The organism is Micromonospora sp. NPDC049497, from assembly GCF_044465805.1.
Lineage (GTDB): Bacteria > Actinomycetota > Actinomycetes > Mycobacteriales > Micromonosporaceae > Micromonospora.
This window is the reverse complement of sequence record NZ_JBITMC010000002.1, coordinates 129,251-155,051: the sequence shown is the minus strand read 5'-3', so window position 1 is coordinate 155,051 and position 25,801 is coordinate 129,251. Positions and strand designations below refer to the sequence as shown.

Here is a 25,801-nt window from a genome sequence, read left to right as displayed (position 1 = left end):
TCCCAGAACCTCACCCGGGCCGGGTGAGGAGACGTCACCCCCACCGGCGGGAGGATCAGGAGGCGTGCGACGCGTCCGGCGTCGGCATCGAGGAGGGAGTCACCGATGGCCATCGCGACGATCAGCCGTCTCGACCAGGAGATCCAGTCCGCCGTCCTCGACGAGTTGACCTGGGAGCCCCGGGTCCGGCCGCACGAGATCGGCGTGACCGTCTCCGAGGGCGTGGTCAGCCTGACCGGCCGGGTGGACAGCTACGCGAAGAAATGGGCCGCCGAACGCGCGGCGCACCGCGTCGCCCGGGTCCGCGCGGTCGCGAACGACCTCACCGTACGACTGGACGGCGGCGCCGAGCGGGCCGATGAGGACATCGCCGCCGCTGCCGCGCACACGCTGGAGTGGGACGCGTTCGTGCCGGTCGGGCAGGTCGACGTCACCGTCGCGCAGGGCTGGGTGACGCTGCACGGCGAGGTCGAGTGGGAGTACCAGCGCCAGGCCGCCGAACGCGCGGTGGCCCGGCTCACCGGCGTACGCGGGGTCGGCAACGGGATCACCGTCCGCCCCGGCATCCGGGCCGACGCGCACACCCTGACCGACCGGATCGTCGACGCCCTCGCCCGGAACCGGGCGACCGAGGCGGAACGGATCGACGTCCGGGTGCACGGCGACACGGTGGTGCTCAGCGGGCTCGTGCACTCGATGCCGGAACGGGCCGAGGTGGAGCGGACAGTCTGGTCGGCGCCCGGTGTCCGGGAGGTGCAGAACCGCGTCGCCGTCGCCCCGGTGCTCGGCGCGGGCGGGCGGTGACGCGATGACCACCCCTCTTCAGGTGACCGCCCGACTCCGGACCCCGGTGACCGACATCGACCACGTACGCGGGCCGGTGGACGCGCCGGTGACGATCGTCCAGTACGGCGACTTCCAGTGCCGGTTCTGCGGTGCCGCGTACGCGAACCTCGCGGAGCTGCTGCGGCAGCGGGCGGAGACGGTCCGGCTGGCCTACCGGCACTTCCCGATCGCCAACGTCCACCCGTACGCGGAGAGCGCCGCCGAGGCGACCGAGGCGGCCGACCGGCGCGGACGGTTCTGGGAGATGCACGACTGGCTGTTCGAGCACCAGGACCAGCTCGACCCGGTGCACCTGTCGCTCGGCATCGAGCAGCTCGGACTGCCCGCCGACGAGATCCGTGCCGAGATCGGGCGCCAGGAGTACGGCGACCGGGTGCGCCGCGACTTCGTCGGCGGCATCCGCAGCGGCGTCAACGCCACCCCGACCCTGTTCGTCAACGACGTCCGCCACGACGGCGGCTACGACCTCCCGGAGCTCCTGACGGTGGTCGACGCGACCGCCAACCCGTGAACCGCTCGTGGCCGGAGGGCGGGATCAGATCAGGTGGAGGTCGCGGGCGCGGCGGACGGCGTCCCGGCGACGGGTCGCGTCGAGCTTGCGGTAGATGTTGCGGACGTGGGTCTTCACCGTGTTGACCGACAGGGACAGCTCGGCGGCGATCTCCACATTGGACAGGATGCTCTGCAGGTACCGCAGGATGGTCAGCTCCCGCTCCGTCAGCGGCTCGTCCAGCTCCGCCGGACCCGGCCCCGGCGGGGGGCCGTCGGGCGGCTCGTCGACGCCGCGCACCAGGTCGCTGACCGTCGGCCAGTGCGCGGTGCCGGCGTCGAGGTGCGCGGCGAGCAGGTCCCGCACGCCGGGCTCGGCGCGGGTGAAGGGCCGGCGGTAGCCCTCCGGCGCGGCGAGGTCCAGTGCCCGCTCCAGGATCCGCCCCGCCCGCCGGTCGTCGGCGGCGCGCCGGGCCAGCACCGCGTCCAGCACCGCGGCGTCCAGCCGGACCGGCAGCGGCCAGTCCGCCGCCTCCGGCGCCTGCCAGTCCGGCAGCGTGCGGTCGGCTGCCCGGGGGTCGCCGGCACGCAGCTCGACCCGGGCCAGCGCGACCGCCAGTGACTCGACCGGCGCGGCGCCGTCGCGTACCCGGTCGGCGAGCAGGCTGCGGGCCGTGTCCAGGTCGCCCCGCGCACCGCGCACGTCCGCCTCGGCGGCGATCAGCCAGTGCGTCAGCTCTCCCGCGCCGGGCCGGTCGGCGAGCCGTTCGCGGGCCTCGACCAGCGTCCGGTGCCCGCCGGCGAGGTCACCGGCGTCGCGCAGCAGGTGCGCCCGGCACAGCGCCGCCACCGCGCCGGCCGGTGCCTCGCCGGTCGCCGGGGCCGCCAGCGCCAGGTTCGCCTCGGCCTCCTCCGGCTGGTCCCGGTGCAGCGCCACCACCGCCAGCGCCAGGTACGCGTAGCCGCAGTCCAACCGGCACGCCCAGCCGTGGCAGGGCGGCAGGGCCAACGCCTCCCGGGCGAGGTCCTCGGCGGCCCGCAGGTCGCCCCGGACCGCGTGCAGCAACGCCGCCCGGCTCGCGCCGACGAGTTCGGTCCGGAGCCGGCCCGCCTCCCGCGAGGTGGACACCGACCGGGCGAAGGCCGCGGCGGCGGCCCGCAGGTCCCCGTCGGCCAGGTCGGCCAGTCCGAGGGCGGTCTCGGTGACCGCCCGCACGTCGGCGTCGGTGACGGCGTCACCGCCCCGGGGTTCGGCCGGCAGGGGTGCGGGCGGGTGGGCGGCGCGCAGCCGGTCGGCCGCGGCGCGTACCCCGGACGGGTCTCCGGCGAGCCGGGCCAGGGCCAGCTCCACGGCGGCGGCCAGCGACCGGAACCGGTCCCGGCGGGGCGCCGGCAGCGACCGGGCGGCCTCCACCGCCATCCGCAGGTGACCCGCCGCCGCGTCGCCGTCCCCGGCGTGGGCCCGCTCGGCGGCGCAGGCCAGGGCGAGCTCCGGGTCGTGCCGCACCGCGTCCGCCGGCGGGGGCGCGGGCGCCGGGCCGGTCGGCCCGTCGCCGTCGTAGGGGGCCAGCTCCGGCCAGCGGGCGACGAACAGGTCGGTGGCCCGGGTCCACTCCCCGGCGTGCAGCGCGTGCCGCAGGGCGTCGGCCGGACGGCCGTTGTCGGCGTACCAGCCCGTCGCCCGCAGGTGCAGCTCACGCAGCTCGTCGGCCGGCAGCCGGGCCAGCTCGGCGTGCAGCAGGTCGGCCAGCAGCGGGTGGCAGCGGTACCAGGGTGGGCGGCTGTCGTCCCGGCGCAGCAGGCCGCCGTCACTGGCGAGGCCGGCCAGGGTCTCCTCGGTGTCGGCGCGCCCGGTGAGCGCATCGGCGAGGCCGGTGCAGACCGTGTCGGCCACGGCGGTACGCCGCAGCACGTCCCGGGTCTCGGAGTCCAGGCCCGCGAGCACCTCCTCGTTCAGGTAGCCGGCCACGTCCGGCTGGTCACCCCCGAACTGCTCGACCCAGCGGGCCGGATCGGGCCGCCCGCGCAGCGCCAACGCGGCGAACCGGAGCGCGGCCGGCCAGCCCCCGGTGCGTTCCCGCAGCCGGCGCACCCCGGCCACCGGAAGCACCACCCCGTGGGCGGTCAGCAGGTCGGCGATCTCGTCGCCGGTGAACGCCAGCTCGTCCGGGCCGACCTCGGTCAGCTCGCCGGCCAACCGCAGCCGGTGCACCGCCAGCGGCAGCCCGGCCCGCGCGCCGACCAGCAGCCGCAGCCGTCCCTCGGCATGCCGGAGCAGGAACTCCAGCCCGGTCAGCGCCGCCGGGTCGGTGATCCGGTGCAGGTCGTCGAGGACCAGCAGGACCGGCTGCTCCCGGGCGGCGAGCGCCACGGCCAGCAGCTCCAACTGGTCCGGCCGCGGGGACCGGTCGGGCAGCGGCGGCTCGGACCGGCCGTCGGTCTCCCGGGTGGCCGCGCGCAGCGCCGCCGCGAGGTAGGTCCAGAGCCGGTCGGAGTCGTCACCGGCCTCCACGGCGACCCATCCGACACCCGCACCCGGGCCGGCCCCCGCGACGGCGTGCCACCACGAGGCGAGCAGTGTCGTCTTGCCCCAGCCGGCGGGCGCGGAGACCAGGGTGACCGGCCCGGCGGTCCCCTCGTCCAGCGCCCGCAGCAGCCGGGGCCGGAGGACCACCGGTTCCGGCAGCGGCGGTGGCGCCATCCGGGACGCCAGCAGCGGCGTACCGGCCGTGGTCGCGGCGACCCCTGTCTTCCCACGGTCCTCCGGCACTCGGCCACACCCCCAACGGACTCGTGCCGCTCCCCAGGTCCTGCGGCCCGCGGTTACCCCGCCCGGCCGGGTTCACCCCTTCCGGGGGAACCGGCTTCACCCCGCCCCGCCCGACCCTGGAGAGGTTCGCGGGACGGCACCGCACCGGCGGACCGGACAACGGCACCCTGGGCGACCGGCGGGGAGGAACGGTGGGACGGATCGCACGGACGACCGGCGTCGCCGTCGCGTGGGCGGCCGGCGCGGTGGCGGCGCGGGCGCTGCGCGTACGCCGTCGGAGAAGCTGGCCCCGCGCGGCCGGGACGGACCCGCGGCCCGGACGCTGGCAGGTCGTCACGGTCGACCGCGCGCCCGGCGAGGTGCTGCCCGGCGGACGGTGGGCGGAGCCGCTGCGCCGGCTCGGCAACGCTGTGCAGGTGGAGGTCCGGCCGGCGCCGGGGTGCCGGGGCACCGAGCTGGCCGCCCGACCGCGGGCCGGCGCGACGCCCGCCGGGCTCGCCGCCCACACCGCCGGTGACGACCCCGGGCGGCCGATCCGGACGGCGCTGCGGCAGGCCAAGCAGCTCGCCGAGACCGGCGAGGTGCTGCGCGCGGACCGCCCGGCCATGGACCGCGCGGGGCCGCCGGGATGAGGGCGCTGTGCTGGGTGGGTGCCGGCGAGCTGGAGGTACGCGAGGTGCCCGACCCGGAGCTGCGAAACGGCCACGACGCCGTCGTGCGGGTACGGCGCAGCGCCACCTGCGGGGGTGACCTGCCGCTGCTCGCCGGCCGCGTGCCGTACCTGGCCGTCGGGGACGTGCTCGGGCACGAGTTCCTCGGCGAGGTGGTCGAGGTGGGTCCGGAGGTGCGCCGGCACCGGGTGGGCGACCGGGTGGTGGTGTGTGCCGGGGTGGCCTGCGGCGCCTGCTGGTACTGCCGGCGCGACCTCTTCGCCTGCTGCGACAACGGCAGCGCTGACCCGGCGGTCGCCGAGGAGTCCTGGGGACACCCGACCGGCGGGGCGTTCGGGCAGCCCCGGGCGATGGGCGGGTTCGCCGGCAGCCACGCCGAGTACGTCCGCGTCCCGTACGCCGACGTCGGGGCCTTCACCGTCCCGGAGGCGGTGGAGGACGACCGGGCGCTGTTCGCCTCCGACGCCGCACCGGCCGCCTGGATGGCCGCCGACCTCGGCGGCGTACGCCCGGGGGACGTGGTGGCGGTGTGGGGGGCCGGCGCGGTCGGGCAGCTCACCGCCCGGGCCGCGGCCCTGCTCGGCGCGGAACGGGTCATCGTCGTCGACCGGCACCCTGACCGGCTGCGGATGGTCCGGCGGCACGCCGGCGCGGAGACGATCGACTACTCGCTCGCCGACGTCCCCGCCGAGCTGCGGGAACGCACCGGCGGCCGGGGACCGGACGTGTGCGTCGAGGCGGTCGGCGCGGGCTGGGACGGTGACACGCCCCGGTCCCTGGCGGATCGGTTCACCGGCCGTCCGGAGCGACCCGACGCGGTACGCGAGGCGGTGCACGCCTGCCGCAAGGGCGGGTCCGTGTTCGTGCTCGGCGAGTTCACCGGCTTCGTGGACGCCTTCCCGCTCGGCGCGGTCACCGCCAAGGGGCTCACCGTGCGGGGTGCCCGGCAGCACGGGCAGCGCTACATCCCCATGCTGCTGGAGCGGATGACCTCGGGCGAGTTGCGCACCGAGCACCTGGCCACCCACGAGCTGCCGCTGGAGCAGGGGCCGCAGGGGTACGCGTTGTTCCGCGACCGGGCCGACGGCTGCGTCCGCACGGTCCTGCTGCCGTAGCCCCGTGACCGGCGGCCGGGCGGGTGGCAGACTCGGCGGATGCGTGACGACCGCCCGTACGACCTCGTCCTGTTCGGCGCGACCGGCTTCACCGGGGCGCTCACCGCGGAGTACCTGGCCCGCAACGCGCCACCCGGGCTGCGCTGGGCGCTCGCCGGACGCAACCCGGAGAAGCTCGCGACGGTCCGCGGACGGCTCGCCGCGATCGACCCGGACCTGGCCGGGTTGCCCCTGCTCACCGCCGACGTGACCGACGCGGAGTCGCTGCGGGCGGTGGCGGAGAGCGCCCGCGTCGTCGCCACCACCGTCGGGCCGTACGTGCACCACGGCGAGCCGCTCGTCGCGGCCTGCGCCCGGGCCGGCACCGACTACCTGGACATCACCGGTGAGCCGGAGTTCGTCGACACCGTGTACGTGCGGCACCACGCCGAGGCGGTGCGCACCGGAGCCCGGCTGGTGCACACCTGCGGCTTCGACTCGGTCCCGCACGACCTGGGCGTCTGGTACACGCTCAAGCACCTGCCCACCGACGGGCCGGTCACCGTCGACGGGTACGTCCGGGCCGGCGGCAGGTTCTCCGCCGGCACCTACCACTCGGCGCTGACGGCGTTCTCGCGTACCGGTGAGACGAGCCGGGCCGCGAAGGAGCGCCGGGCGGTCGAGCCCCGGCCGGAGGGTCGCCGGGTACGCGCCGTACCGGGGAAGGTCGGCCGCTCGAAGGACATCGGCAGGTGGGCGGTGCCGCTGCCCACCATCGACCCGCAGGTGGTCCGCCGCTCGGCCGCCGCCCGCCCGGAGTACGGCCCGGACTTCCGCTACCGGCACTTCGCGGCGGTGAAGCGGCTGCCGACGATCCTCATCGCCGGTGCGGGGTTCGCCGGCCTGGTCGGGCTGGTGAAGGTGCCTCCGACGCGGCGCTGGCTGCTGGGCCGGCTCGCCTCCGGCCAGGGGCCGACGCCGGAGCAGCGGGCCAAGTCCTGGTTCCGGGTGCGGTTCGTGGGCACCGGCGGCGGCCGTCGGGTGGTGACCGAGGTGTCCGGCGGCGACCCCGGTTACGACGAGACGGCGAAGATGCTCGCCGAGTCGGCGCTGTGCCTCGCGCTGGACGACCTGCCGGCCACCTCGGGCCAGGTGACCCCGGTGACGGCGATGGGCGACGCGCTGCTGGACCGGCTGGTGAAGGCGGGCATGACCTTCCGCGTGGTGCAGGACGGTTGACCCTCGACCAGCTTGAGGGGACAGGATCAGTCGTCGTGGAGAGCGACCTGCGCAGCATCGGCGAGCTGGCCCGGGCCAGCGGCCTGACGGTCAGCGCCCTGCGGTTCTACGACTCGGCGGGCGTACTGGTGCCGGCCCTGGTCGACCCGGTCACCGGCTACCGCTGGTACACCGACGACCAGGTGCGGCCGGCGCGGCTGGTCGCCGGGCTGCGCCGGGTCGGCATGCCGGTCGCCGGGATCGCCGCCGCGGTACGCGCCGAGCCGGCCGCCGTGCACCGCCTGCTGGACGCGCACCTGCGCCGGCTGGAGGACGGCCTCGCCGACGCCCGCCGCGAGCTCTCCCGGATCCGCACCCTCATCGATCCCGAGGAGCAACTCGTGACCACCCGCATCGTCGTGTCCCGCGCCGCCCTGGCCGTCGCCGTGGACGCCGTCCGCTTCGCCGTCGGCACCGACCCCGACCTGCCGGTGCTCACCGGCGTGCTCCTCGACGCCGGCCCCGACGGTGTCCGGCTGGTCGCCACCGACCGCCACCGGCTCGCGGTGGCACACGCTCCCGGCCGTCTCGACGGTCCGGCCGCGGCGGTCCTCGTCCCGGTCGGGCTCGTCGACGAGGCGCGCGTCCTGCTCGACACGGGTGCCGGGAGCACTCCGGAGGCGCACCTGACCGTGACCGCCGGCACCGTCGAGGTCGCCGTGGCCGGGCGTACGGTGTCCGCCGCCGTCCTGCCGTACGACTTCCCGGACTGGCGCCGCCTGACGCGGACGGCACCGGCCGACGGCCCGGCGCACCGCGTGACCGTCGACGTGGCGGCCCTGCGCGCGGCGCTGACCGGCGCGGACGCCCCGGTGGTCCGCCGGCGGCACGAGGGGGCGGACCTGGCCGTCACGGTGCTCGGCCCGGACGGGCGGGGCGGGGTACGGCTGTTGGGCTCCGACGAGGTGGACAACCCGGCGGACGGGTTCCGGGTCGGGGTGAACGGCGCGTACCTGCTCCAGGCCCTCGACGCGGCCGGCGACGGCCAACTGGTGCTGGAGCTGGACGGGCCGATCACCCCGCTGGCCGTCCGCCGCGCCGACGACGACAGGTCCTTCTCGATGCTGATGCCGATCCGGCTCTGACACCGGGCCGGGGCCCCGAGGGCCGCGACGGTAGCATCGGGAGGTTCACCTGACGTCCGGACGGAGGCGTACGGAGCAGCATGCTCGACATGGAGTTGATCCGGAAGGATCGCGACGCGGTGGCGTCCGCGCTGGCCAAGCGACTGGACCCGGCGGAGGTGACCCGCGCGCTGGACGAGATCCAGCAGCTCGACCAGCAGCGGCGCAGCCTGATCAGTGAGATCGACGGCGACCGCCAGCGCCGCAAGGCCGAGGCCCGGGCGTACGCGGAGGCCAAGCGGGCCGGCCGGGAGCCCGAGGTGGCCGCCCCGGAGGCGGGCCGCAAGCAGCTCGCCGAGCTGGAGGCCGAGCTGGACGAGGTGCAGGGCCGCCTGCGGGACCGGATGAGCGAGCTGCCCAACCTGCCCGCCGACGACGTGGTGCCCGGCGGCAAGGAGGCCAACCGGGTCGTCAGGACCTTCGGCGCGCCGCCGGAGATCGAGAAGCTCCGCGACCACGTCGAGCTGAGCCGGATGCTCGGGCTGGTCGACCACGAGCGCGGCGTCAAGCTCGGCGGCTCGGGCTTCTGGATGTACACGGGCATGGGCGCGCGGCTGGAGTGGGCGCTGCTCAACTGGCTGATCGACCAGAACATCGGGGCGGGTTACGAGTTCCTGCTCCCGCCGCACCTGCTGCTGGACACCGCCGGCTTCGCCGCCGGGCAGTTCCCCAAGTTCTACGACGACGTCTACCACCTGGACCGGCAGTCCGCCCCGCGCGGCCAGTTCCTGCTGCCGACGTCGGAGACGGCGATCCTCGGCGCGTACCAGGACGAGATCCTGGAGACCGCCGCGCTGCCCCTGAAGCGGTTCGCGTACACGCCGTGCTACCGGCGGGAGGCGGCCGGTTCGCACTCGGACGAACGCGGCACGGTCCGGGGTCACCAGTTCAACAAGGTGGAGATCTTCCAGTTCACGCTGCCGGGGCAGGCGGACGCCGCGCTGGGTGAGATGGTCGCCCACGTGGAGAGCCTGGTCGAGCGGTTGGGCCTGCACCACCAGACCAGCCTGCTGGCGGCCGGCGACTCCAGCGCCGCGATGCGCAAGACCCTCGACATCGAGGTCTGGATGCCGAGCACCGGCAAGTACAAGGAGGTCTCGTCGGTCTCCTGGGGCGGTGACTACCAGGCCCGCCGGGCGGCCATCCGCTACCGCGAGCCGGGCGGCAGGCAGACCCGCTTCGTGCACACGCTCAACGGCTCGGCGCTGGCCACCAGCCGGCTGTTCCCGGCCATCCTGGAGCAGTTCCAGCAGCCCGACGGCTCGGTCGTGGTTCCGGAGGTCCTCCGCGACCGCCTGGGAGCCGACGTCCTCACCCCGCGCTGAGTGTGCGCCGCCGCCGGTCCCCGGCGGCGGCGTCACCGGCGGGCGTCGAGCATCTCGTTCAGGACGGTCGCGGTGCTGATCAGCGACAGGTGGCTGAACGCCTGCGGGAAGTTGCCGATCTGCTCGCCGCTCGGGGCGATCTCCTCGGAGTAGAGACCGAGTTGGCTGCTGTAGGTGAGCATCTTCTCGAACGCCAGCCGGGCGTCATCGAGGCGACCCGACTGGGCGAGGGCCTGCACGTACCAGAAGGTGCACATGGTGAACGTGCCCTCGTCACCGGGCAGGCCGTCGGGTGACACGGCCGGGTCGTAGCGGTAGACGAGGGTGTCCGACACGAGTTCGGCGTCCATCGCCCGCAGGGTCGACTGCCACATCGGGTCGCCCGGCGTGACGAACCCGACCGCCGGCATGCTCAGCAGCGAGGCGTCCAGCACGTCGGTGTCGTAGTGCTGGACGAACGCCTCCCGTCCACGGTGGAATCCCCGGCTCATGATCTGGTCGTACACGGCGTCGCGGGCGGTCGCCCACCGGGACAGGTCGGCCGGGCGGCCGAGGCGCCGGGCGAGGCGGATGGCCCGGTCGAACGCCACCCACGACATGAGGCGCCCGTAGGTGAAGTCCTGGCGACCGGCCCGGGTCTCCCAGATGCCGTCCTCGGGCCGGTCCCAGTGGTCGCAGAGCCAGTTCATCATGCGAATCGTGTTCCGCCAGTGGTCGTGGGAGCTGCGTAGGCCGTGGCAGTCGGCCAGGTGCAGGCAGTTCATGGTCTCGCCGTAGATGTCGAGCTGGAGCTGGGTCGCGGCGTCGTTGCCGACCCGGACCGGACCGGACCCGCGGTAGCCCTCCAGGTGGGGCAGCAGCTCCTCGGAGAGGTCGCGGCCACCGTCCACGCGGTACATGACCTGCACCGGTACGTGGTTCTCCTCGGCCTCCGTGATCCGCGCGTTGATCCACTCCAGGTACCGCCGCGCCTCGTCGGTGAAGCCCAGCCCGAGCAGGGCGTGCACCGAGAACGAGGCGTCGCGGATCCACGTGTAGCGGTAGTCCCAGTTCCGTTCCCCGCCGATCCGCTCGGGCAGCCCGGCCGTGGGCGCCGCGACCAGCGCGCCGGTCGGGGCGTACGTCATCAGCTTGAGCGTCATGGCGGAGCGTTCCACCATCTCCCGCCACCGCCCGGTGTAGCGGGAGCGATCCAGCCAGCGCCGCCAGAAGTCCCGGGTCTCGGCGAACAGCTCCTCGATCTCGTCCGGATGCACCACACGGGGCGACTCGGCGGGCCCGGCATGCATGATCACGCCCCCGACATCTCCCTCGGTGAGGGTGCCGACGATGCGGACGCCGCCCTCCTCGCGGACGAAGTCCCCTTCGTCGAGGAGCGGTTGGCCACGCCGGACCGGGTTGACGGTGAGGGAGAGGTCCCGGCCCCGGAAGACCGTCCCGTGTCCAGTGAACTCCACCGTGTGCGTCTGCCGGCCGTAGTCGAACCGCGGCTGGCAGTCCATCCGCAGCCGCATGCAGCCTCGGACGATGCGGACCATCCGGACGATCGTGTGCCGGTCGGTCACCGTCTCGCCGGTCACCGGCATGAAGTCGACCAGTTCGGCGACGCCGTCGGCGCTGAGGAAACGGGTGATCAGGATCGGCGTGCCGGGCAGGTAGAGCTGTTTGCAGACGTGGTCGACCTCGTGCGGGCTGATCGTGAAGTGTCCGCCGCGTCGCCGGTCGAGCAGACCGGCGAACAGGCTGGGCGAGTCGAAACGGGGCGCGCAGAACCAGTCGAGCGTGCCGTCCCGGGACACGAGCGCGGCCGTCTGCAGGTCCCCGATCAGGCCGTGATCCTCCACCGCGGGGTACGTGTCCATCACAGCCTCCCCAGGCCTCGCGTGGCGTACGCAGCGTTACCCGTTGCGACGGGTCGCACACGCTGCCGCGCGGCCGGGCGCGGCGTCAGGCGGCGAGGGCCTTCAGGCGGCGGGTGAGGTCCTCGCCGTCGAGGAACCCCTGGTGCACGACCTTTCCGGTGCGGTCGATGATGACGAAGGTGCTCTGCTCGACGATCTCGAAACGCCGCCACAGCGCGCCGGTCCGGTCGTCGAGCTGCGGAACGGCGGCCAGCTCGAACTCGGTCACGAAGTCCTTCATCGCGCGCTGCTCGCCGAGGCCGGCGACACCGATGACCGGCACGGTGTCCCGATACGCCGGCGCCACCTCGGCGACCGTCCACGCCTGCGACGCGCAGGTGGCGCACCACGGCGCCCAGAACCACAGCACCACCGGCCTGCCGGCCAGCGCTCCGGTGTCGAAGGGCGCGCCGTCGAGGGTCCTCGCGGTGAAGCGCAGGGTCTCCGGCACGGCGACCGGCGCCGCCGCCGCCGAGGGCGCGCCGGTCGTCGGCGCCGCGGTCGCGGCGGTCGCGGCGGCGGCCGGCGTGGCCCGGTCGGCGTTTCCGCAGGACGCGGCGCCCAGCAGCGCGGCGACCAGGGCCACCGCCGTGCCGGCCCGCCGGGCGCGCCACGCCGGGTCACGCCGACCGCCCGGTCGTCCGGTGCTCACCGCTACGCGGAGCATCCGCGTCTCCCTTCGTACGGGCGCGCTACTCGACCGTGGACAGCCGCAGCGCGAGTTCGGGGCAGACCTTGACCGCCTTCAGCGCGCCCTCCCGCAGCCAGGTCGGCACGGGGGTGGGCGGAAAGGCGGGGTATCCGTTGGCGTCGAGCCGGATGAAGTCCGGTACGACGTGCGCGCAGAGGCCGTGCCCGTCGCAGCGCGACCAGTCCAGGGTGAGCTTCTGCGGGTTCTCGTCGGGCGCGCCGGGCAGGCCCATCACGCCCTTGACCCGCCGGCCGCAGCCGTCGCCGGTGGTGTGCAGGCGCAGGTCCTCGGCGAAGACCTCCATCGCCGAGAGCGCGAACCGCGCCGTACCGTCGGGGTGGCTGCACGCCCCCCGGCCCTTGACGTCGCCGGCGGCGGCCCGGACCACCTCCACCGGCGCGCTGCCGGACACCGCCAGGTCGACGGCGCGGGCCAGGTCCGGCAGGCCCATCCTGCACGGACCGCACTGGCCGGCGGACTCCCCGGCCAGGTAACGCACCACCTGCGCGGCCTCGCCCAGCGGGCAGGTGTCCGTGCCGAGCGGAACGACGATGCCGGCGCCGAGGGTGCCACCGACGGCGGCGAGGCCCTTGCGCGAGATCTCGGCCCGGTCCGCCGCCTCCTGGGTGATCCACTTGCCGTGGTAGCCGCCCACCAGGATGCCTTGCGAGTCCGGCACCTCGCACAGGTCGAGGATCTCCCGCAGCGGGGTGCCGGCGGCACACTCCACGACCGCCGGCCGCTTCGCCGCGCCGGTCACGGTGAGCAGGACGGTGCCGGGTTCGTCGTCGGTGCCGAGCGCCGCGTACTCGTACGGTCCGAGCCGGGCGGCCACCGCGAGCTGGGCGTACGTCTCGGCGTTGGACAGCAGGGTGGGCAGTCCACCGACACCGGAGTCGCTGGAGCGCTTCTTCGTGCCGGGCGGGATGTGCGGCAGGCCGTTGATCCCGTTGACCAGCGCGCCGCCCTCGCCGGAGATGAACCGGTGCGGCACGGTGACGATGGTGGTCTCCACCGGCATCCGGCGTTCCTGGAGCGCCTCGGCCAGCGAGTCGCGGCCCACCCCGTCGTCGGCCACCCCGATCACGATCTCCTCGGCGTCCAGCGCGTACGCGGCCAGGGCGGCCCCGTCGAGGATCAGGTGCGGTGCTCGGGTGAGCAGCACCTTGTCCTTCCAACTGGCCGGCTCCCCCTCGCTGGCGTTGACGACCACGACGGCACCGAGGTCCTGCCGCTCGCAGGACTCCAGCACGGCGCGCAGCTTCTTCGCGAACGGGAAACCGGCCCCGCCCTTGCCCTTGAGCTGGACGCCCTCGGCGAGCCGGAGCAGGTGGGCCGGCTCGATCGGCCCGATCGGGCCGTGCACCTCCTCGTGGGCCAGCAGGTCGAGGCGGCCGAACTCGGCGAAGCCGGCGGTGAGCCGGGGCTCACCGACGCAGGCGACCGGGGGCACCGTCGTACGCATCACTTCGCCTCACCCCGCAGCCCGGCCCAGTACGCGCCGTCGACGTCGGCGGCGTTGGCGCGGCGGCGCCGGGCGGAGCGGCTGTCCCCGGCGGCCCGGCGGGCGCGGCGGGAGGCGAGGTCGACCAGGGTGGGGGTGTCGTCGACGGGCGGCACGTCCTCGGCAACGTACCGGGCCGGCGGCCGCCAGTAGTCCGGCTCGGCCTCGGGCAGGTCGTCCTCGGCGCTGTGCCGGCCACTGCCGCTGCGCGGGGCGGCCGAGATCGGGCCGGCGGAGATGGGACCCGCGGAGATCGGTCCCGCCGAGATCGGCGAGGTCGTCTCCCAGCGCCGCGGGCTGTCCCACGGCTCCTCGGGCTCCTCGAGGCCGGCCGGCGGCGACACCGGGTAGCGGCTCCGGACGTCGGCGCGCGACCGGCGGCCGGTGCCGACCTCGTCGTCGTCGCGGTAGCGCCGACCGCTCGGGGCGGGCTCCTCCTCGACCCGGCGGGACAACCGCTCCTCGGACCGCCGAGCTGCCACCGGCTCGCGCTCGGTGTCGCGGCGGCGCGACGACCGTGGCTCGTCCGGCTCCTCCACCCGCCGTCGGGCGGACCGGGCGGCGGGCGCCTCCAGGTCGTCCCGGCGCCGGCCGGAGCGGACCGGGACGGGCTCCGGTTCCTCGTCCCGGCGGCGGCGCGGGGGGCGGGTCGGCTCCCGGAGGGAGCCGGCCTCGGGCACCACCGGCACGGTGAACCGTTCCGGGTCACGGCGCCGGCCGCCGGACGCGGTCCACGAGCCGGCGGCGGTGGTGTCGGCCCACCCGGGCGTCCGCTCCGCGGTCTTCTTCTCCTTGTCGCGCCGGCCGAGACCCTTGAGCAGCGACCGACCGGTGGTCTCCTCGGCGGGCCGGGCGGCCATGGCCTTGTTGATGGCGGTGGCCTGCTGCTGCTCCCGGCTGCGCCGGCCCAGGCTCACCGAGAGCCGGACGAGCAGCGCCAGCACGACCAGCAGCACGCAGGCGAGGTAGCTGACGATCACCCAGGGCGCCGCGGGCCGGCCGGCGTTGAGGCCGTGGAAGATTCCGAACGGCCAGGAGAGGTACGCGGCGGAGTGCAGGGTCCGCCAGAGCCACTTCGGACCCACTCCCGCGAAGCGGGCGCGGATGATGCCGGTCCAGAACACGCTCACCATCAGCAGGGCGGCCACCGTGCCGAGGCCGACGTAGAGGCCCCGGCCCCCGACGAACGGCACGACCGCGTCGGTGGCGGAGGCCCGCCCGGTGGCGATCTTCGTCAGTACGTGGAAGACCAGTCCGGCGACGCCGAGGATGCCGGTGGCCCGGTGCGCCGACTGCAGCAGCACCCGGTGCCGGATCAGCAGCACCAGCCGGTCGGTGGCGAGCAGCCCCATCATCACGGTGAGACTCAGCGACACCAGGGTGATCACCCCGGCGAAGAACTCGGTGAAGAAGAAGCCGTACGCGTACGCCGTCGAGCCCACGCCGGTGAGCATGGTGACCGCCCACGCCCCGGCGAGGGCGGAGACACCGAACAGGACCGCCGCCGCCCGGGACCGCGTGCGGACCCCCCGGCTGCTGGTGGTGGTCCGGACCGTCGTGGCCTTCTGGTTCTGTTGTGCCCGGGCCATCTGCTCCTCGATCGTCTCGCGGTGGCGCGCCACCGGCCGACCCTGCTCCCCCTCCTGTACGGAAGGGCGCGGCCGGCGGATCACCCGAGGCGAAGAATTTCTCGTCACTCCGTCGAACCGCGCGGCGGTCGGGCGCGTGTACGGGCCGGTGTGTCGCAATGCGCGGACGGACGGTAGTGACGCATGTCCATGCGTTGACAGCCCCTGTAACTCGCTTGTAATCTTTCGGAAAATTTCAGGCCGAGTTGCAAGATCCCGGCAACTGGAAGCCCCTCCCCCTGGCACCACCACCCCGTCCCCATCACCCCCGTATGGAGTCACAGATGCATCGACGTCGATGTTTCTCCGCGGTCGCCGCCCTCGGCGTGATCGCGAGCCTGCTCCTGCCGACCGTCGTGACGGCACCCCCGGCCGCCGCGTCTCCCGCCGGCACCAAGAAGGTCATCGCCAACCTGTTCGAGTGGAACTGGTCCTCGGTGGCGAGCGAGTGTCAGAGCACCCTGGGCCCGAAGGGCTACGGGTACGTGCAGGTCTCCCCGCCGCAGGAGCACGTCAAGCGCTCCGAGTGGTGGGTGGCGTACCAGCCCGTCAGCTACCGGATCGAGTCCCGCAGGGGCACCCGGGCGCAGTTCAAGTCCATGGTCGACACCTGCCACGCCGCCGGCGTGAAGGTCATCGTGGACGCGGTCATCAACCACATGTCCGGCCAGGACAACGGCGGCACCGGCTGGGCCGGCTCGTCGTACGGGCACTACAACTACCCGGGCATCTACTCGTCGCAGGACTTCCACTACTGCGGCACCTCCGGTAACGAGATCACCAGCTACGGCGACCGGTACCAGGTGCAGAACTGCGAGCTGGTCAACCTCTCCGACCTGAAGACCGAGTCGGACTACGTCCGGACGAAGATCGCCGGGTACATGAACGACCTGCTCTCGCTCGGCGTGGACGGCTTCCGGCTGGACGCCAGCAAGCACATGCCGGCCGGGGACATCGCCGCCATCAAGGGCAAGCTGTCCCGCTCGGCGTACATCGTGCAGGAGGTCATCTACGGCGCCGGTGAGCCGATCACGCCGAACGAGTACACCGGCAACGGCGACGTGCACGAGTTCCGGTACGGCAAGGACCTGGCCCGGGTGTTCCGCTCGGAGAAGCTCGCCTACCTGCGCAACTTCGGCGAGGGCTGGGGCCACCTGCCCAGCTCGGTCTCGTCGGTGTTCGTCGACAACCACGACACCCAGCGCGACGCGGCCGGCGTGCTGACCTACCGGGACCGGGGCATCTACGCCCTGGCCAACGCCTTCATGCTGGCCTGGCCGTACGGCTCGCCGACGGTCATGTCCAGCTACACCTTCAGCGGGCGCGACCAGGGTCCGCCGCAGGACTCCAGTGGCAAGGTCCTCAACACCGCCTGCTACTCCGGCTGGGAGTGCGAACACCGTTGGGGCGTCATCGCCAACATGGTCGGCTTCCGCAACGCCACCGAGGGCGCCGGCGTCGTCAACTGGTACGACAACGGCAACAACCACATCGCCTTCGGCCGGAGCGGCAAGGGCTTCATCACCATCAACGACGAGGACTACGCGATCAACGGCCGGTCCTACTACGCCGGGCTCCCGGCGGGCCGGTACTGCGACGTCGTCCACGGCACCTACTCGGCCGGCTCGTGCAGCGGCTCGGTGATCACGGTGGACGGCAACGGCTGGTTCGCCGCGAACATCCCCGCCCACGACGCGGTCGCCATCCACATCGGCGCCCGCCTCAGCTGAAGTGCAAGCAAGGGCCCCTTGTTATCGCCATCTGCATAACAAGGGGCCCTTCCTAACGCCCGAGTCGTACAGTGGTTTGGTGCCTTTTGACCGGATCAGCCCGTCGCGTCGGTTCCGCTGGATCGGCGCGGCGGTGGGCGTACCCCTGCTGTTGCTGGCCGCCGGTGCGACGGGCTGGGCCCTGACCCCGGAGCCGGCGCCCCCGACGGTGACCCGGCCGGCGGCGCAGGGGCCGACGGCGCAGGGGCCGGCGTCGCCCACGGCGGCACCGACCCCGACCCCCGCGGAGAGCGTGCCGCCCGCCGCGCCCGCGCCCGCCGGCCTGCCGGTGGTCGACTACGGCCCGGCACCCGCCGGCTTCCCGGCCGACCCGGACACCATGGACACCACCCCGCTCACCGAGGGGGTGCACCCGACGCGCCGGATCGCCGCCTACACCGCGCCCGGCGGCCGGCCGTTGGCGTTCCTCGCCCCCACCATCAGCGGCGTCGAGGTGACCATGCCGATCGCCCAGCGCCGGGCGGGCTGGACGGCGGTGCTGCTCCCCTCGGCGAACCGCACCCTCGCGTGGCTGCCCCCCGGCGGCTTCACGACCGTCGCGCTGCGCGACCAGATCGTCGTCGAGCGCAAGCCGCACCGGCTGACCTGGTACCGCGCCGGCCGGGCCGTCCGCTCCTGGGAGGTCAGCCTCGGACAGCAGGGCCAGGAGACCCCGCTGGGCCGCACGTTCGTCCTGGGCCGGACCCCGCCGCCGGAGGAGGTGTACGGCGGCGTCGACATCTTCGCCCTCGGCGCCGTGCCGGACGACCCGGACGCGGTCCCCGCCGGCCTGCGCGGCGCGCACATCGGCCTGCACAGCTGGTACCACGACGGCGAGTTGGGCGAGAACACCACCAACGGCTGCATCCGGCTGACCCGGAGCGGCCAGCGGGAACTGCTCGCCGAGGTACGTCCCGGCACCAGCGTCGTCGTGGTGGACGAACTGTCCGCCCCGCCGCCGACCGCCTGACGATTCCCGGCACCCGGAACGGGTAACCGCCCCGAGCCCGTCGCACCGGCGGTGCCGCCGCACGCCGAGCGGAAGGGGACGCCATGGCCCTCGCGCCCGACACCGTGGTCCTGATCCACGGGCTGTGGATGACGTCACGCAGCTGGGAGCGGTGGGCCGACCGGTACGCCGCCCGGGGCCTGCGCGTGGTGGCCTCCCCCTGGCCCGGCATGGAGGGCGAGGTCGAACAGCTCCGGGCGGACCCCACGCCGATCGCCCAGCAGAGCATCGGGGAGATCGCCGACCACTACGACCGGCTGATCCGGGGCCTGCCGAGACCGCCGATGATCATGGGCCACTCGTTCGGCGGGCTGATCGCCCAGATCCTGGTCGACCGGGGCCTCGGCGCGGCGGCCGTCGGGGTCCACCCGGCCGCGCCCAAGGGCGTTCTCAAGCTGCCACTGAGCACCCTGCGGTCGGGGTTCTCGATCCTGCGCAACCCGGCGAACCGGCACCGGGCCGTGCCGTTCACCGCCGACGACTTCCACTACGCGTTCGGCAACACCCTCGACCGGCGGGAGTCGGACCGGGCCTGGGAACGGTACGCGGTGCCCGGCTCCGGCCGGGTGCTCTTCGAGGGCGCCTTCGCCAACCTCGACCCCCACTCGCCGGCGCGGGTCGACACCGGCCGTCACGACCGGGCCCCGCTGCTGCTCCTGGCCGGCGGGGCCGACCACGTGGTGCCCGCGTCGGTGGTGCGCGGCACCGCGGCGCTGTACCAGAAATCGCGGGCGCTGACCGCGTACCACGAGTTCGCCGGGCGGTCGCACTTCACGGTGGGACAGCCGGGGTGGGAGAAGGTCGCCGACTACGCGCTGGACTGGGCGGTACGAGCGGCGGCCCTGCCCCGCGAGGTGACCATCGCCCGCGAGACACCCCGCCCGTGACCTACAGGGCTACGAGCGTCAGAAAAGTCAAACGACCCGCCTGCGGTACCGCAGGGAGCACTCACCGTCGTGCTCGGGCCGCAACAGGCAGCGCAGACCCCCGGGCATCAAGCGATCACAAAAGGCCCAGTGGCGTACGTTCTGGTCGTCCTCGGCCGAGACGGTGGTGCCGCCCGGCTCGGTCTGCGGTAGAACGTGCGTCCAGTGCGCCACCACCCGGGCCAGCCGTTGGGCGGAGAGCAGATCGTTGGCGACCACCGGCAGGTGGATGACCCAGCGCTCGCTCACCGGCCTACCCCCGCTCGTTGCGGGCCCGCGCCTGCTCCGACTGCCAGCGGCGCAGCGCGTCCTTGACCCGCTCGGTCTCCCGCCGGCTCTGCGCGAGCGCGTCGTAGACGACGGCCAGGTCGCCGGCCACCCGGTCGAGGAACTCCCGCACCTCGCCCGGGTCGAGCCCGCGATGCCCGAGCGACGTCGCCCGGAACCGCCGCTCGCGCACCTGCCACGGCCGCAACGGATGGTAGGCCGCCGAGCGGTAGCAGGTCGGCCCGAGAACCGACCGCTGGCGACGCCGGGGACGCCGGAAGAAGACGCGCATGGCAGAACCTGCCTCTCAACCGTCGAGATCGAACTGTGGAAGGGGCGGGCCCGCAGGCCCGCCCCGCACCGACGGACCCACCCCGGCACCTGCCACCGCAGCCTCGATCGGCGGTACGACAGCAGGGCACACATAGCCACTGAGCAGCGACAACTCCACAATGGCCGCAGAGGCAGTGAAGCACCGCATCACATCAAATGCAACGTCTAACAAGAGTCGCCTGCGACGCCTCTGATATCGCTAGTGGAACGCAGTGTGACGTGTCTATTGTTTCTGATACATCGGCGGCGTTTAATTGGGCAGATGCGCGTCAACCGTGACCTGACCATCGGAGGCAGGGGTGTCACAGGCCGTAACGGGATCGACCATGCTTCGGCGGCAGCTCGGCAGGAAGCTCGAAGCACTTCGCAAGGCCGCCGGGCTGACGATGGAGAAGGCAGCCGAGGAACTGGACCGGGCGAGGGCGACCCTCTACCGCATCGAGAGCGGCGCCGAGAACGTCCGCTTCCGGGCGGCGGACGTCAAGGAGATGCTCCGGCTCTACGACGCTTCCGATGAGGACACCGAGCTGGTTCTTGCGATGGCAGCTGCCACGCGGGAGAACAAGAACTGGTGGCACGACTACATCGGCTCCGGCCTGCCCCGCTGGTTCCAGCTCTACATCGGGCTGGAGGCCGCCGCCTCCGACATCCGCAAGTATCAGCCTGAACTGGTCCCCGGCCTGTTCCAGACCCGCGCCTACGCCGAGCAGGTCTTCAAAATGCCCGGCGGCTCGGTCGACGCCGGAGACAGCGACGAGCGGCAGCGCGCCGTCCAACTCCGGATCGAACGACAGGGGCTGCTCACCAGGTTCTCGGCTCCGCAACTGAGCGTGATACTCAATGAAGCGGTGTTGCGCCGCCCGGTGGGCAGCGCCACGATCATGGCGGAGCAGCTACACCAGATCCTGAAGGCCGCCGAACTACCGAACGTAATCGTCCAGGTGCTGACATTTTCTGCCGGACTGCACGCCGGGGCGATGGCCGGAGCCTTCTCGATCATGGAGTTTCCCCGAGACAGCAGCGGCAAGGAGGTGGAACCGCCGGTGGCTTACCTGGAGGCCGCGACCGGGGCGATCTACCTCGACAAGCCCCATGAGATCGCCGCCTACGATGCCATCTGGGCCGACATGGCACGCCGCGCCCTCAACGAGTCCCGATCGAAGAACCTGATCCAGCAAGTCGCAGAGGAGTATTCCCGTGCCTGACCTGACCGGTGCCGTCTGGCGCAAGTCCAGCCGCAGCAACAACGGCGGCGACTGCGTCGAGGTCGCCGACAACCTCCCCGGCGTCGTCGGGCTCCGCGACAGCAAGGACCCGAGCGGCCCGATCCTCACCGTCGACCCGATTGCCTGGGCCACCTTCGTCCACGCCATCACGGACGGGACGCTGAGCCGCTGAATCGACGATGAGGCTCGCCTTACGGCGACGTCAGCCACCGGTCCGAGCTGAGCCGCCGGACTCGCACTGACCTGATCAGGACTGTGGTGGTTCGATCCAACTGTCGAGGCGGTATACGAGCGCGCAGTAGTCGTCGGCCTGGTCCACCACGGGCTCATAGAGAACACCGTCGGCGCCTAGCTTCATCGCGAGTTCCTGCCCGAAGGCTGCCGACAGACCGAGGATCGTATTGCCGTTGCCATCTATCAGCGGAATGTCGAGGCCGTACGAGACCCCGGATTCGAGGACGCGGATGTAGATCCGGCACCGATCGCCGCCATGAAGCATGAACCCGGTGAACGCGTACACGTCATCCACCGACTCGCGGATCGGCCCGCGTTGCATGAGGTGAAACAGATGAAGCAGTGTCTGCTCGGGTGCGATGGTGAGACGCGCGCTGGCAATCTCGGCTGCCGATAAGGCGATCAGCGTGTTGCCGTAGCAGTCCGTCCGGAGAGTGGCAGGCGACGCGGCATGGCCGGTCGCCTCCACCAGCACGGTACGTACATGGGCCAGCACCGCGTCGACGTCGTGCAGAGTCCAGTCGCGGTACAGGTCTGGCAGCGACACCTCGACAGCAACGCCGGACGTCATCGAGGCGTCGCCCGAGAGGGCCACCCGGGACCGTCGGTCGTCCGCCCGAACGACTCCGCGAAGCCGCGGGAGGGAGGCGGTGGCTGAACCTGGAGGACCGAGTATCAGCGGAAGCATCACACTTAGCAAAAGCTCATGCGCGTGGTCCCAGTTCTCCAGGCTCGTCGACATGCTCTCCGTCCTCAGCCAGCCTTGACTCGGTTGACGGCGCTCGGGCACTTGGTCTTGCCCTTGCAGTAGCCCGTGATCACTCCAATGTACGCACCATCGGGAGTTTCATACTCGCGGTCATTCGTACGCGTGGAGAGCTGAACGCCGAAGATGACGGTCTCCCGGACACCGAGATTCCTGTCCACCAGCAGCGCTGTGTAGTTGCTCTTGGCGTCCGGACCACGCGATTTCAACACGGCCTTCCACGGCTCGAGCGACGTCAGATTGTGCCGTCCGCTGTAGTGCCGGTAGCCAAGCCTGCTGTCACCGAGCCGCAGCGGAACGTATGTGCCGCTCAAATCACGACCGCTCCATACGACGCTCCACCACTGACCGTCGTTGCCACCGCCGGGATCGAAGCCCGGGGCCGAGCTGGGACCGTCTCCCACCTTCGGCCTGTCGGATCCGGAAATGGGCTCGGTGACAGAACCGCCGTCGAGCCGCACGCGGAACCGATCCGGGATCCCCTTCGAGGGCAGCGAATCGATGGCCGCCGCGGAGAGTGCGGTCACCGCCGCGTACTCCTCGACATCTCGGCTATCAGATCGATCAATCTACGGGGGAGGCGTACGCCCAGCCCGCCCCATCGGGAGTGACGACCTTCACACGATGCGTTAGCGGTAAAGAAGGGCAAGGCAATGTCGCGACGGTGCATCAAGATTTGGTCGTTGTAACAGTTGCTCGCCTGAGTGGCGCATCGGTGTGCTACGTCCTCCGCGATCCACCTCACGGCAGTTCCCGGTACGCCGCGCAGCAGCATCAATGCCGACCGGCCGGAGCTGAGCTGCGCCAACTCGCCGTCGATGAAGCGGTGAAGAAGGCGGCAGGCGAACCCAGGAACGCTGGATGTTCGTCGGTGTGTGGTGCAGCCGCCACGGTGAAAGGATCACATCGCCTCATGAGGGACGTTCAGCCCTGGCATGGCAGCACCTTCCAGGGGTATGACCGGTACATGAGGGCGAGTTTCCGGCTTGGCCGGATTGCGGGCGTACCGGTCGGGGTCAACTGGAGCGTCCTGGTCATCTTCCTGCTGATCGCGTGGGCGCTGTCGGCCAATCAGTTCCCCCGGTCGTACCCGGACCGGCCGGTGATCGCGTACGTCCTGGCGGGTCTCGCCGCGGCGGTCGTCTTCTTCCTCGGCCTGCTCGCCCACGAGGTCTCCCACGCGATCGTGGCGAAGCGCAACGGCCTGGAGGTCGGCGGCATCACGCTCTGGCTCTTCGGCGGTGTCGCCGAGCTGAAGGGTGAGGCGCCCAACCCGGGCGCGGAGCTGCGCATCGCCGGTGTCGGGCCGCTGGTCAGCCTGCTCATCGGGGTCTTCTTCGGCGGCATCGCGGTGGCGCTCGCCCTGACCGGCTACGAGGGGCTGCTGCTCGGGGTGCTGGCCTGGCTGGCCGGGATCAACGTGTTGCTGGCCGTCTTCAACGTGCTCCCCGCCGCGCCGCTGGACGGTGGCCGGCTGCTGCGCGCGGCGGTGTGGAAGGCCACCGGCGACCGGACGAAGGCGTCGGTGGTGGCCGCCCGCGCCGGCCGGATCCTCGGTGTGGTGCTGATCGGCCTGGGATTCTGGCAGTTCATCGCCGGCGCCGGCTTCGGCGGGCTGTGGCTGGCCCTCATCGGCTGGTTCCTGATCGGCGCCGCCGCCATGGAGGAGCGGCAGGCCCGGATGGGCGACGCGCTGCGCAATGTCCGGGTCACCGACGTGATGACCCCGCAGCCGCAGACCGCCTCGGGCGAGATGACGGTCGCCGACTTCGTGGACAACTACCTGTTCGCGTACCGGCACTCGGCCCTGCCGCTCACCGAGGAGGGCCGGCCGGTCGGACTGGTCACCCTCGACCGGGTACGCGGCGTCGCGGCGGACCGCCGCGCCGGCACCACGCTGGCCGAGGTGTCCTGCCGCTCCGACGAGTTGGTGCTCGCCTCCCCCGACGAGCAGCTCAACGACCTGCTCCCCCGGCTGTCCGAGTGCGCCGACGGGCGGGCTCTGGTGGTCTCCGAGGGTCGGTTGGTCGGCATCGTCTCACCCAGCGACATCAGCCGGGCCGTCCAGCGCGGCAGCCTGCGCGGGCAGCTCGCCACGGGACGTCCGGGCGCCTGACGCGCCCGGCCGGGCGATCAGCGCGGGACGTACCGGTCGAGCAGATCCGTGCGGAACACGCCCGCCGGGTCCAGCCGCGCCGCCAGGACGCGGAAGTCCGCGTACCGCGGGTAGGTGGCGGCGACGGCGGCCGGCGGGACGTCGAAGACCTTGCCCCAGTGCGGGCGCGGCGCGAACGGTGCCAGACGCTCCTCCAGGGCCGCCACCACCGGGCGGACCCGCGCCGCGTCGGCGATCCAGGTGAAGTGCACGGCGAGGCTGTCGCGGCCCTGGCTCGGGCTCAGCCAGAGCCGGTCGGCGGCGACCGTACGCAGCTCGCAGACCTGGAGCACCGGCGCGATCAGGTGCGCCACCGGGTCCAGCGCGGCCAACACGTCGGCCGCGGCCGTCCGGGGCACCAGGTACTCCGACTGCAACTCCTCACCGCTGCTCGGGGTGAAGCCGAGCCGGAAGTGCGGGAGCCGCTCGTGCCACGGCCCGGCCGCACCGAGCTGCGGGGTGCAGTGCTCCGCGGAGAGGCCGGCGACCGGGTGGCGCGGGTGGTCGGCCGCCGCCGTACCGAGCCAGTCCGCCTCCGGCGGCGGGTCCTCCGCGCGCTGCTTGAGCCACACCTCCCGCAACGCGGGCGTCCGCCAGTCGGTGAAGACACTGACGCTGTACGCGGACCCGAGCGCGGCGTCCAGCGCCGCCCGGGACAGGCCGAGGCGGACGTACTGGCGCAACGCGAAGGTGGGCACCACGTCCAGGGTGACCCGGGTGACCACACCCAGCGCGCCGAGCGAGACCACCGCGCCGGACAGCGTGTCCGGGTCGCTCTCCCGGTCGATCGTGACCAGGTCCCCCTCGCCGGTGACCAGTTCCAGCCCGGCGACGGCGGCGGCGAGGCTGCCGAGGCGTTCCCCCGAGCCGTGGGTGCCGGTGGCGACCGCACCGGCGACCGAGATGTGTGGCAGCGAGGCGAGGTTGGCCAGCGCGTACCCCCGCTCGTGCAGGAGGGTCGCGAGGTCCCCGTACCGCGTCGCGGCCGGCACGGTGACGGTCGCGGCGTCCGGGTCCAGCTCGACCGCGCCCGGCAGCGCGGCGAGCGACACCAGGTCCCCGGTGGTGTCGCCGAGGCGGTTGAAGGAGTGCCCCGTGCCCACCACGCGCAGCCGGTCGCTGCCGGCCACCAGCCGGCGCAGTTCGTCCAGCGACGCCGGCTCGTGGAACCGCCGGGCGGCGTAGTGGACGTTGCCCGCCCAGTTGCGGCGCGGTGCCATCAGGTGCCCCCGTCCGTCGTGCCGCCTCCCCGGCGGGTGCCGTGCGCGCCCGACGGTACGCCCCGACGGTTACCGCCGTCGAAGGCGGGGAACCCTGTGCGGATGAGCACCTACCGCGATCCCGCCCCGCGGGGCGACGTCTTCCCCTCCGAGGAGGAGATCGACCCGACCGGTACGGGGGTGGAACCGGCGAGCGCCCCGCCGGCCGGTCACCGGACCGCCGAGGCGTTCGGCCAGTGGGCGGCCGGCACCACGCCGGGCCCTCAGCCGACGCCCGCGCCGCCCCCGGCGCCGACGCCGGTGCCGCACCCCGGTCCCCCGCCGCGGGGTCCCGAGGGACGGTCGATCGTCACGCACCACCTGGACGGCTCCGTGGAGGTGGTCACCGACCTGGACGGCGACGGGGTCGCCGACGTGGTGCAGTTCGACCTGAACGGCGACGGGGTCCCCGACGTCACGTACGTCGACAGCGACCGCGACGGCCGACTCGACACGATCCTCCGCGACCCGGGAGCGTCCGGCTCGCAGGAGGTCCGGCGTTAAGAGGGGACCCTTCCTCTACCCGAGGCGTTAAG

General features: G+C 73.2%; 24 protein-coding genes. 14 read left to right on the top strand and 10 right to left on the bottom strand.

The window, feature by feature from the left end; translation table 11 throughout:
* The first annotated feature begins 105 nt into the window (after positions 1 to 105).
* Complete coding sequence (locus tag ACIBR0_RS03960; RefSeq protein WP_396712578.1) at positions 106 to 804, top strand: BON domain-containing protein; 699 nt, start codon at positions 106 to 108, stop codon at positions 802 to 804.
* Between the two features lie 4 nt (positions 805 to 808).
* The gene (locus ACIBR0_RS03955) at positions 809 to 1,357 is read left to right on the top strand and encodes a DsbA family protein (RefSeq protein ID WP_357039009.1); all 549 of its coding nucleotides are present in this window, start codon (positions 809 to 811) and stop codon (positions 1,355 to 1,357) included.
* Positions 1,358 to 1,381: 24 nt separating this feature from the next.
* Here ACIBR0_RS03955 and ACIBR0_RS03950 read toward each other — a convergent pair whose 3' ends face one another.
* Positions 1,382 to 4,105 carry a LuxR C-terminal-related transcriptional regulator gene (locus tag ACIBR0_RS03950; protein ID WP_396712577.1) on the bottom strand — a complete coding sequence of 908 codons (2,724 nt, stop codon included), beginning with the start codon at positions 4,103 to 4,105 and terminating at the stop codon, positions 1,382 to 1,384.
* 191 nt (positions 4,106 to 4,296) lie between these two features.
* Here ACIBR0_RS03950 and ACIBR0_RS03945 point away from each other — a divergent pair, with 191 nt between their 5' ends.
* The 5 genes from ACIBR0_RS03945 to serS all read left to right on the top strand — a co-directional run bounded on the left by ACIBR0_RS03945 (position 4,297) and on the right by serS (position 9,597).
* On the top strand, positions 4,297 to 4,737 hold the full coding sequence (locus tag ACIBR0_RS03945) for a hypothetical protein (protein WP_396712576.1): 441 nt from the start codon (positions 4,297 to 4,299) through the stop codon (positions 4,735 to 4,737).
* Positions 4,734 to 5,891, top strand: a complete 1,158-nt coding sequence (locus tag ACIBR0_RS03940; protein WP_396712575.1) for an alcohol dehydrogenase catalytic domain-containing protein — start codon at positions 4,734 to 4,736, stop codon at positions 5,889 to 5,891. The genes ACIBR0_RS03945 and ACIBR0_RS03940 overlap by 4 nt, the downstream gene beginning before the upstream one ends.
* Positions 5,892 to 5,930: 39 nt before the next feature.
* Positions 5,931 to 7,109 carry a saccharopine dehydrogenase family protein gene (locus ACIBR0_RS03935; protein WP_396712574.1) on the top strand — a complete coding sequence of 393 codons (1,179 nt, stop codon included), beginning with the start codon at positions 5,931 to 5,933 and terminating at the stop codon, positions 7,107 to 7,109.
* A gap of 47 nt (positions 7,110 to 7,156) precedes the next feature.
* The gene (locus tag ACIBR0_RS03930; protein WP_396712828.1) at positions 7,157 to 8,233 is read left to right on the top strand and encodes a MerR family transcriptional regulator; all 1,077 of its coding nucleotides are present in this window, start codon (positions 7,157 to 7,159) and stop codon (positions 8,231 to 8,233) included.
* 80 nt (positions 8,234 to 8,313) lie between these two features.
* Complete coding sequence (gene serS / locus ACIBR0_RS03925; protein ID WP_396712573.1) at positions 8,314 to 9,597, top strand: serine--tRNA ligase; 1,284 nt, start codon at positions 8,314 to 8,316, stop codon at positions 9,595 to 9,597.
* Positions 9,598 to 9,629: 32 nt separating this feature from the next.
* Here the strand turns inward: serS and ACIBR0_RS03920 are convergent, their stop codons facing one another.
* The 4 genes from ACIBR0_RS03920 to ACIBR0_RS03905 all read right to left on the bottom strand — a co-directional run bounded on the left by ACIBR0_RS03920 (position 9,630) and on the right by ACIBR0_RS03905 (position 15,315).
* On the bottom strand, positions 9,630 to 11,459 hold the full coding sequence (locus ACIBR0_RS03920; protein WP_396712572.1) for a glycoside hydrolase family 15 protein: 1,830 nt from the start codon (positions 11,457 to 11,459) through the stop codon (positions 9,630 to 9,632).
* Positions 11,460 to 11,544: 85 nt separating this feature from the next.
* Positions 11,545 to 12,165, bottom strand: coding sequence for a redoxin domain-containing protein (locus ACIBR0_RS03915; RefSeq protein ID WP_396712571.1), 621 nt, complete (start codon positions 12,163 to 12,165; stop codon positions 11,545 to 11,547).
* 25 nt (positions 12,166 to 12,190) lie between these two features.
* Positions 12,191 to 13,657, bottom strand: coding sequence for an NADH-ubiquinone oxidoreductase-F iron-sulfur binding region domain-containing protein (locus ACIBR0_RS03910; RefSeq protein ID WP_396712570.1), 1,467 nt, complete (start codon positions 13,655 to 13,657; stop codon positions 12,191 to 12,193).
* Complete coding sequence (locus ACIBR0_RS03905) at positions 13,654 to 15,315, bottom strand: hypothetical protein (protein ID WP_396712569.1); 1,662 nt, start codon at positions 15,313 to 15,315, stop codon at positions 13,654 to 13,656. Before ACIBR0_RS03905 ends, ACIBR0_RS03910 begins: the two co-directional genes overlap by 4 nt.
* A 290-nt stretch (positions 15,316 to 15,605) precedes the next feature.
* Here ACIBR0_RS03905 and ACIBR0_RS03900 point away from each other — a divergent pair, with 290 nt between their 5' ends.
* The 3 genes from ACIBR0_RS03900 to ACIBR0_RS03890 all read left to right on the top strand — a co-directional run bounded on the left by ACIBR0_RS03900 (position 15,606) and on the right by ACIBR0_RS03890 (position 18,986).
* Complete coding sequence (locus ACIBR0_RS03900; protein ID WP_396712568.1) at positions 15,606 to 17,051, top strand: alpha-amylase family protein; 1,446 nt, start codon at positions 15,606 to 15,608, stop codon at positions 17,049 to 17,051.
* Between the two features lie 79 nt (positions 17,052 to 17,130).
* On the top strand, positions 17,131 to 18,060 hold the full coding sequence (locus ACIBR0_RS03895) for a L,D-transpeptidase (protein ID WP_396712567.1): 930 nt from the start codon (positions 17,131 to 17,133) through the stop codon (positions 18,058 to 18,060).
* Between the two features lie 83 nt (positions 18,061 to 18,143).
* Positions 18,144 to 18,986 (top strand): alpha/beta fold hydrolase, encoded by an 843-nt coding sequence (locus ACIBR0_RS03890; protein WP_357033392.1) that lies wholly within the window; start codon positions 18,144 to 18,146, stop codon positions 18,984 to 18,986.
* Positions 18,987 to 19,013: 27 nt separating this feature from the next.
* On the opposite strand, the gene ACIBR0_RS03885 is transcribed toward ACIBR0_RS03890, so the two are convergent.
* Together ACIBR0_RS03885 and ACIBR0_RS03880 are read right to left on the bottom strand one after the other, a co-directional pair.
* The gene (locus ACIBR0_RS03885; protein ID WP_396712566.1) at positions 19,014 to 19,274 is read right to left on the bottom strand and encodes a hypothetical protein; all 261 of its coding nucleotides are present in this window, start codon (positions 19,272 to 19,274) and stop codon (positions 19,014 to 19,016) included.
* A 4-nt stretch (positions 19,275 to 19,278) separates the two neighbouring features.
* The gene (locus ACIBR0_RS03880; protein WP_396712565.1) at positions 19,279 to 19,584 is read right to left on the bottom strand and encodes a DivIVA domain-containing protein; all 306 of its coding nucleotides are present in this window, start codon (positions 19,582 to 19,584) and stop codon (positions 19,279 to 19,281) included.
* Positions 19,585 to 19,951: 367 nt separating this feature from the next.
* Here ACIBR0_RS03880 and ACIBR0_RS03875 point away from each other — a divergent pair, with 367 nt between their 5' ends.
* Together ACIBR0_RS03875 and ACIBR0_RS03870 are read left to right on the top strand one after the other, a co-directional pair.
* Positions 19,952 to 20,830, top strand: a complete 879-nt coding sequence (locus tag ACIBR0_RS03875; RefSeq protein WP_396712564.1) for a helix-turn-helix domain-containing protein — start codon at positions 19,952 to 19,954, stop codon at positions 20,828 to 20,830.
* Positions 20,823 to 21,023 carry a DUF397 domain-containing protein gene (locus ACIBR0_RS03870; protein ID WP_396712563.1) on the top strand — a complete coding sequence of 67 codons (201 nt, stop codon included), beginning with the start codon at positions 20,823 to 20,825 and terminating at the stop codon, positions 21,021 to 21,023. Before ACIBR0_RS03875 ends, ACIBR0_RS03870 begins: the two co-directional genes overlap by 8 nt.
* 75 nt (positions 21,024 to 21,098) lie before the next feature.
* Here the strand turns inward: ACIBR0_RS03870 and ACIBR0_RS03865 are convergent, their stop codons facing one another.
* A complete protein-coding gene (locus ACIBR0_RS03865; RefSeq protein ID WP_396712562.1) occupies positions 21,099 to 21,827 on the bottom strand; it encodes a hypothetical protein in 729 nt (242 codons plus the stop codon).
* Positions 21,828 to 21,838: 11 nt separating this feature from the next.
* Complete coding sequence (locus tag ACIBR0_RS03860) at positions 21,839 to 22,378, bottom strand: hypothetical protein (RefSeq protein ID WP_396712561.1); 540 nt, start codon at positions 22,376 to 22,378, stop codon at positions 21,839 to 21,841.
* A 440-nt stretch (positions 22,379 to 22,818) separates the two neighbouring features.
* Here ACIBR0_RS03860 and ACIBR0_RS03855 point away from each other — a divergent pair, with 440 nt between their 5' ends.
* A complete protein-coding gene (locus ACIBR0_RS03855) occupies positions 22,819 to 23,967 on the top strand; it encodes a site-2 protease family protein (protein WP_396712827.1) in 1,149 nt (382 codons plus the stop codon).
* Between the two features lie 17 nt (positions 23,968 to 23,984).
* On the opposite strand, the gene ACIBR0_RS03850 is transcribed toward ACIBR0_RS03855, so the two are convergent.
* Positions 23,985 to 25,226 (bottom strand): FAD-binding protein, encoded by a 1,242-nt coding sequence (locus tag ACIBR0_RS03850; RefSeq protein ID WP_396712560.1) that lies wholly within the window; start codon positions 25,224 to 25,226, stop codon positions 23,985 to 23,987.
* Positions 25,227 to 25,328: 102 nt separating this feature from the next.
* Between ACIBR0_RS03850 and ACIBR0_RS03845 the strand changes: the two genes are divergently transcribed.
* Positions 25,329 to 25,769, top strand: coding sequence for a hypothetical protein (locus ACIBR0_RS03845; RefSeq protein ID WP_396712559.1), 441 nt, complete (start codon positions 25,329 to 25,331; stop codon positions 25,767 to 25,769).
* The last annotated feature ends 32 nt before the right edge of the window (positions 25,770 to 25,801 follow it).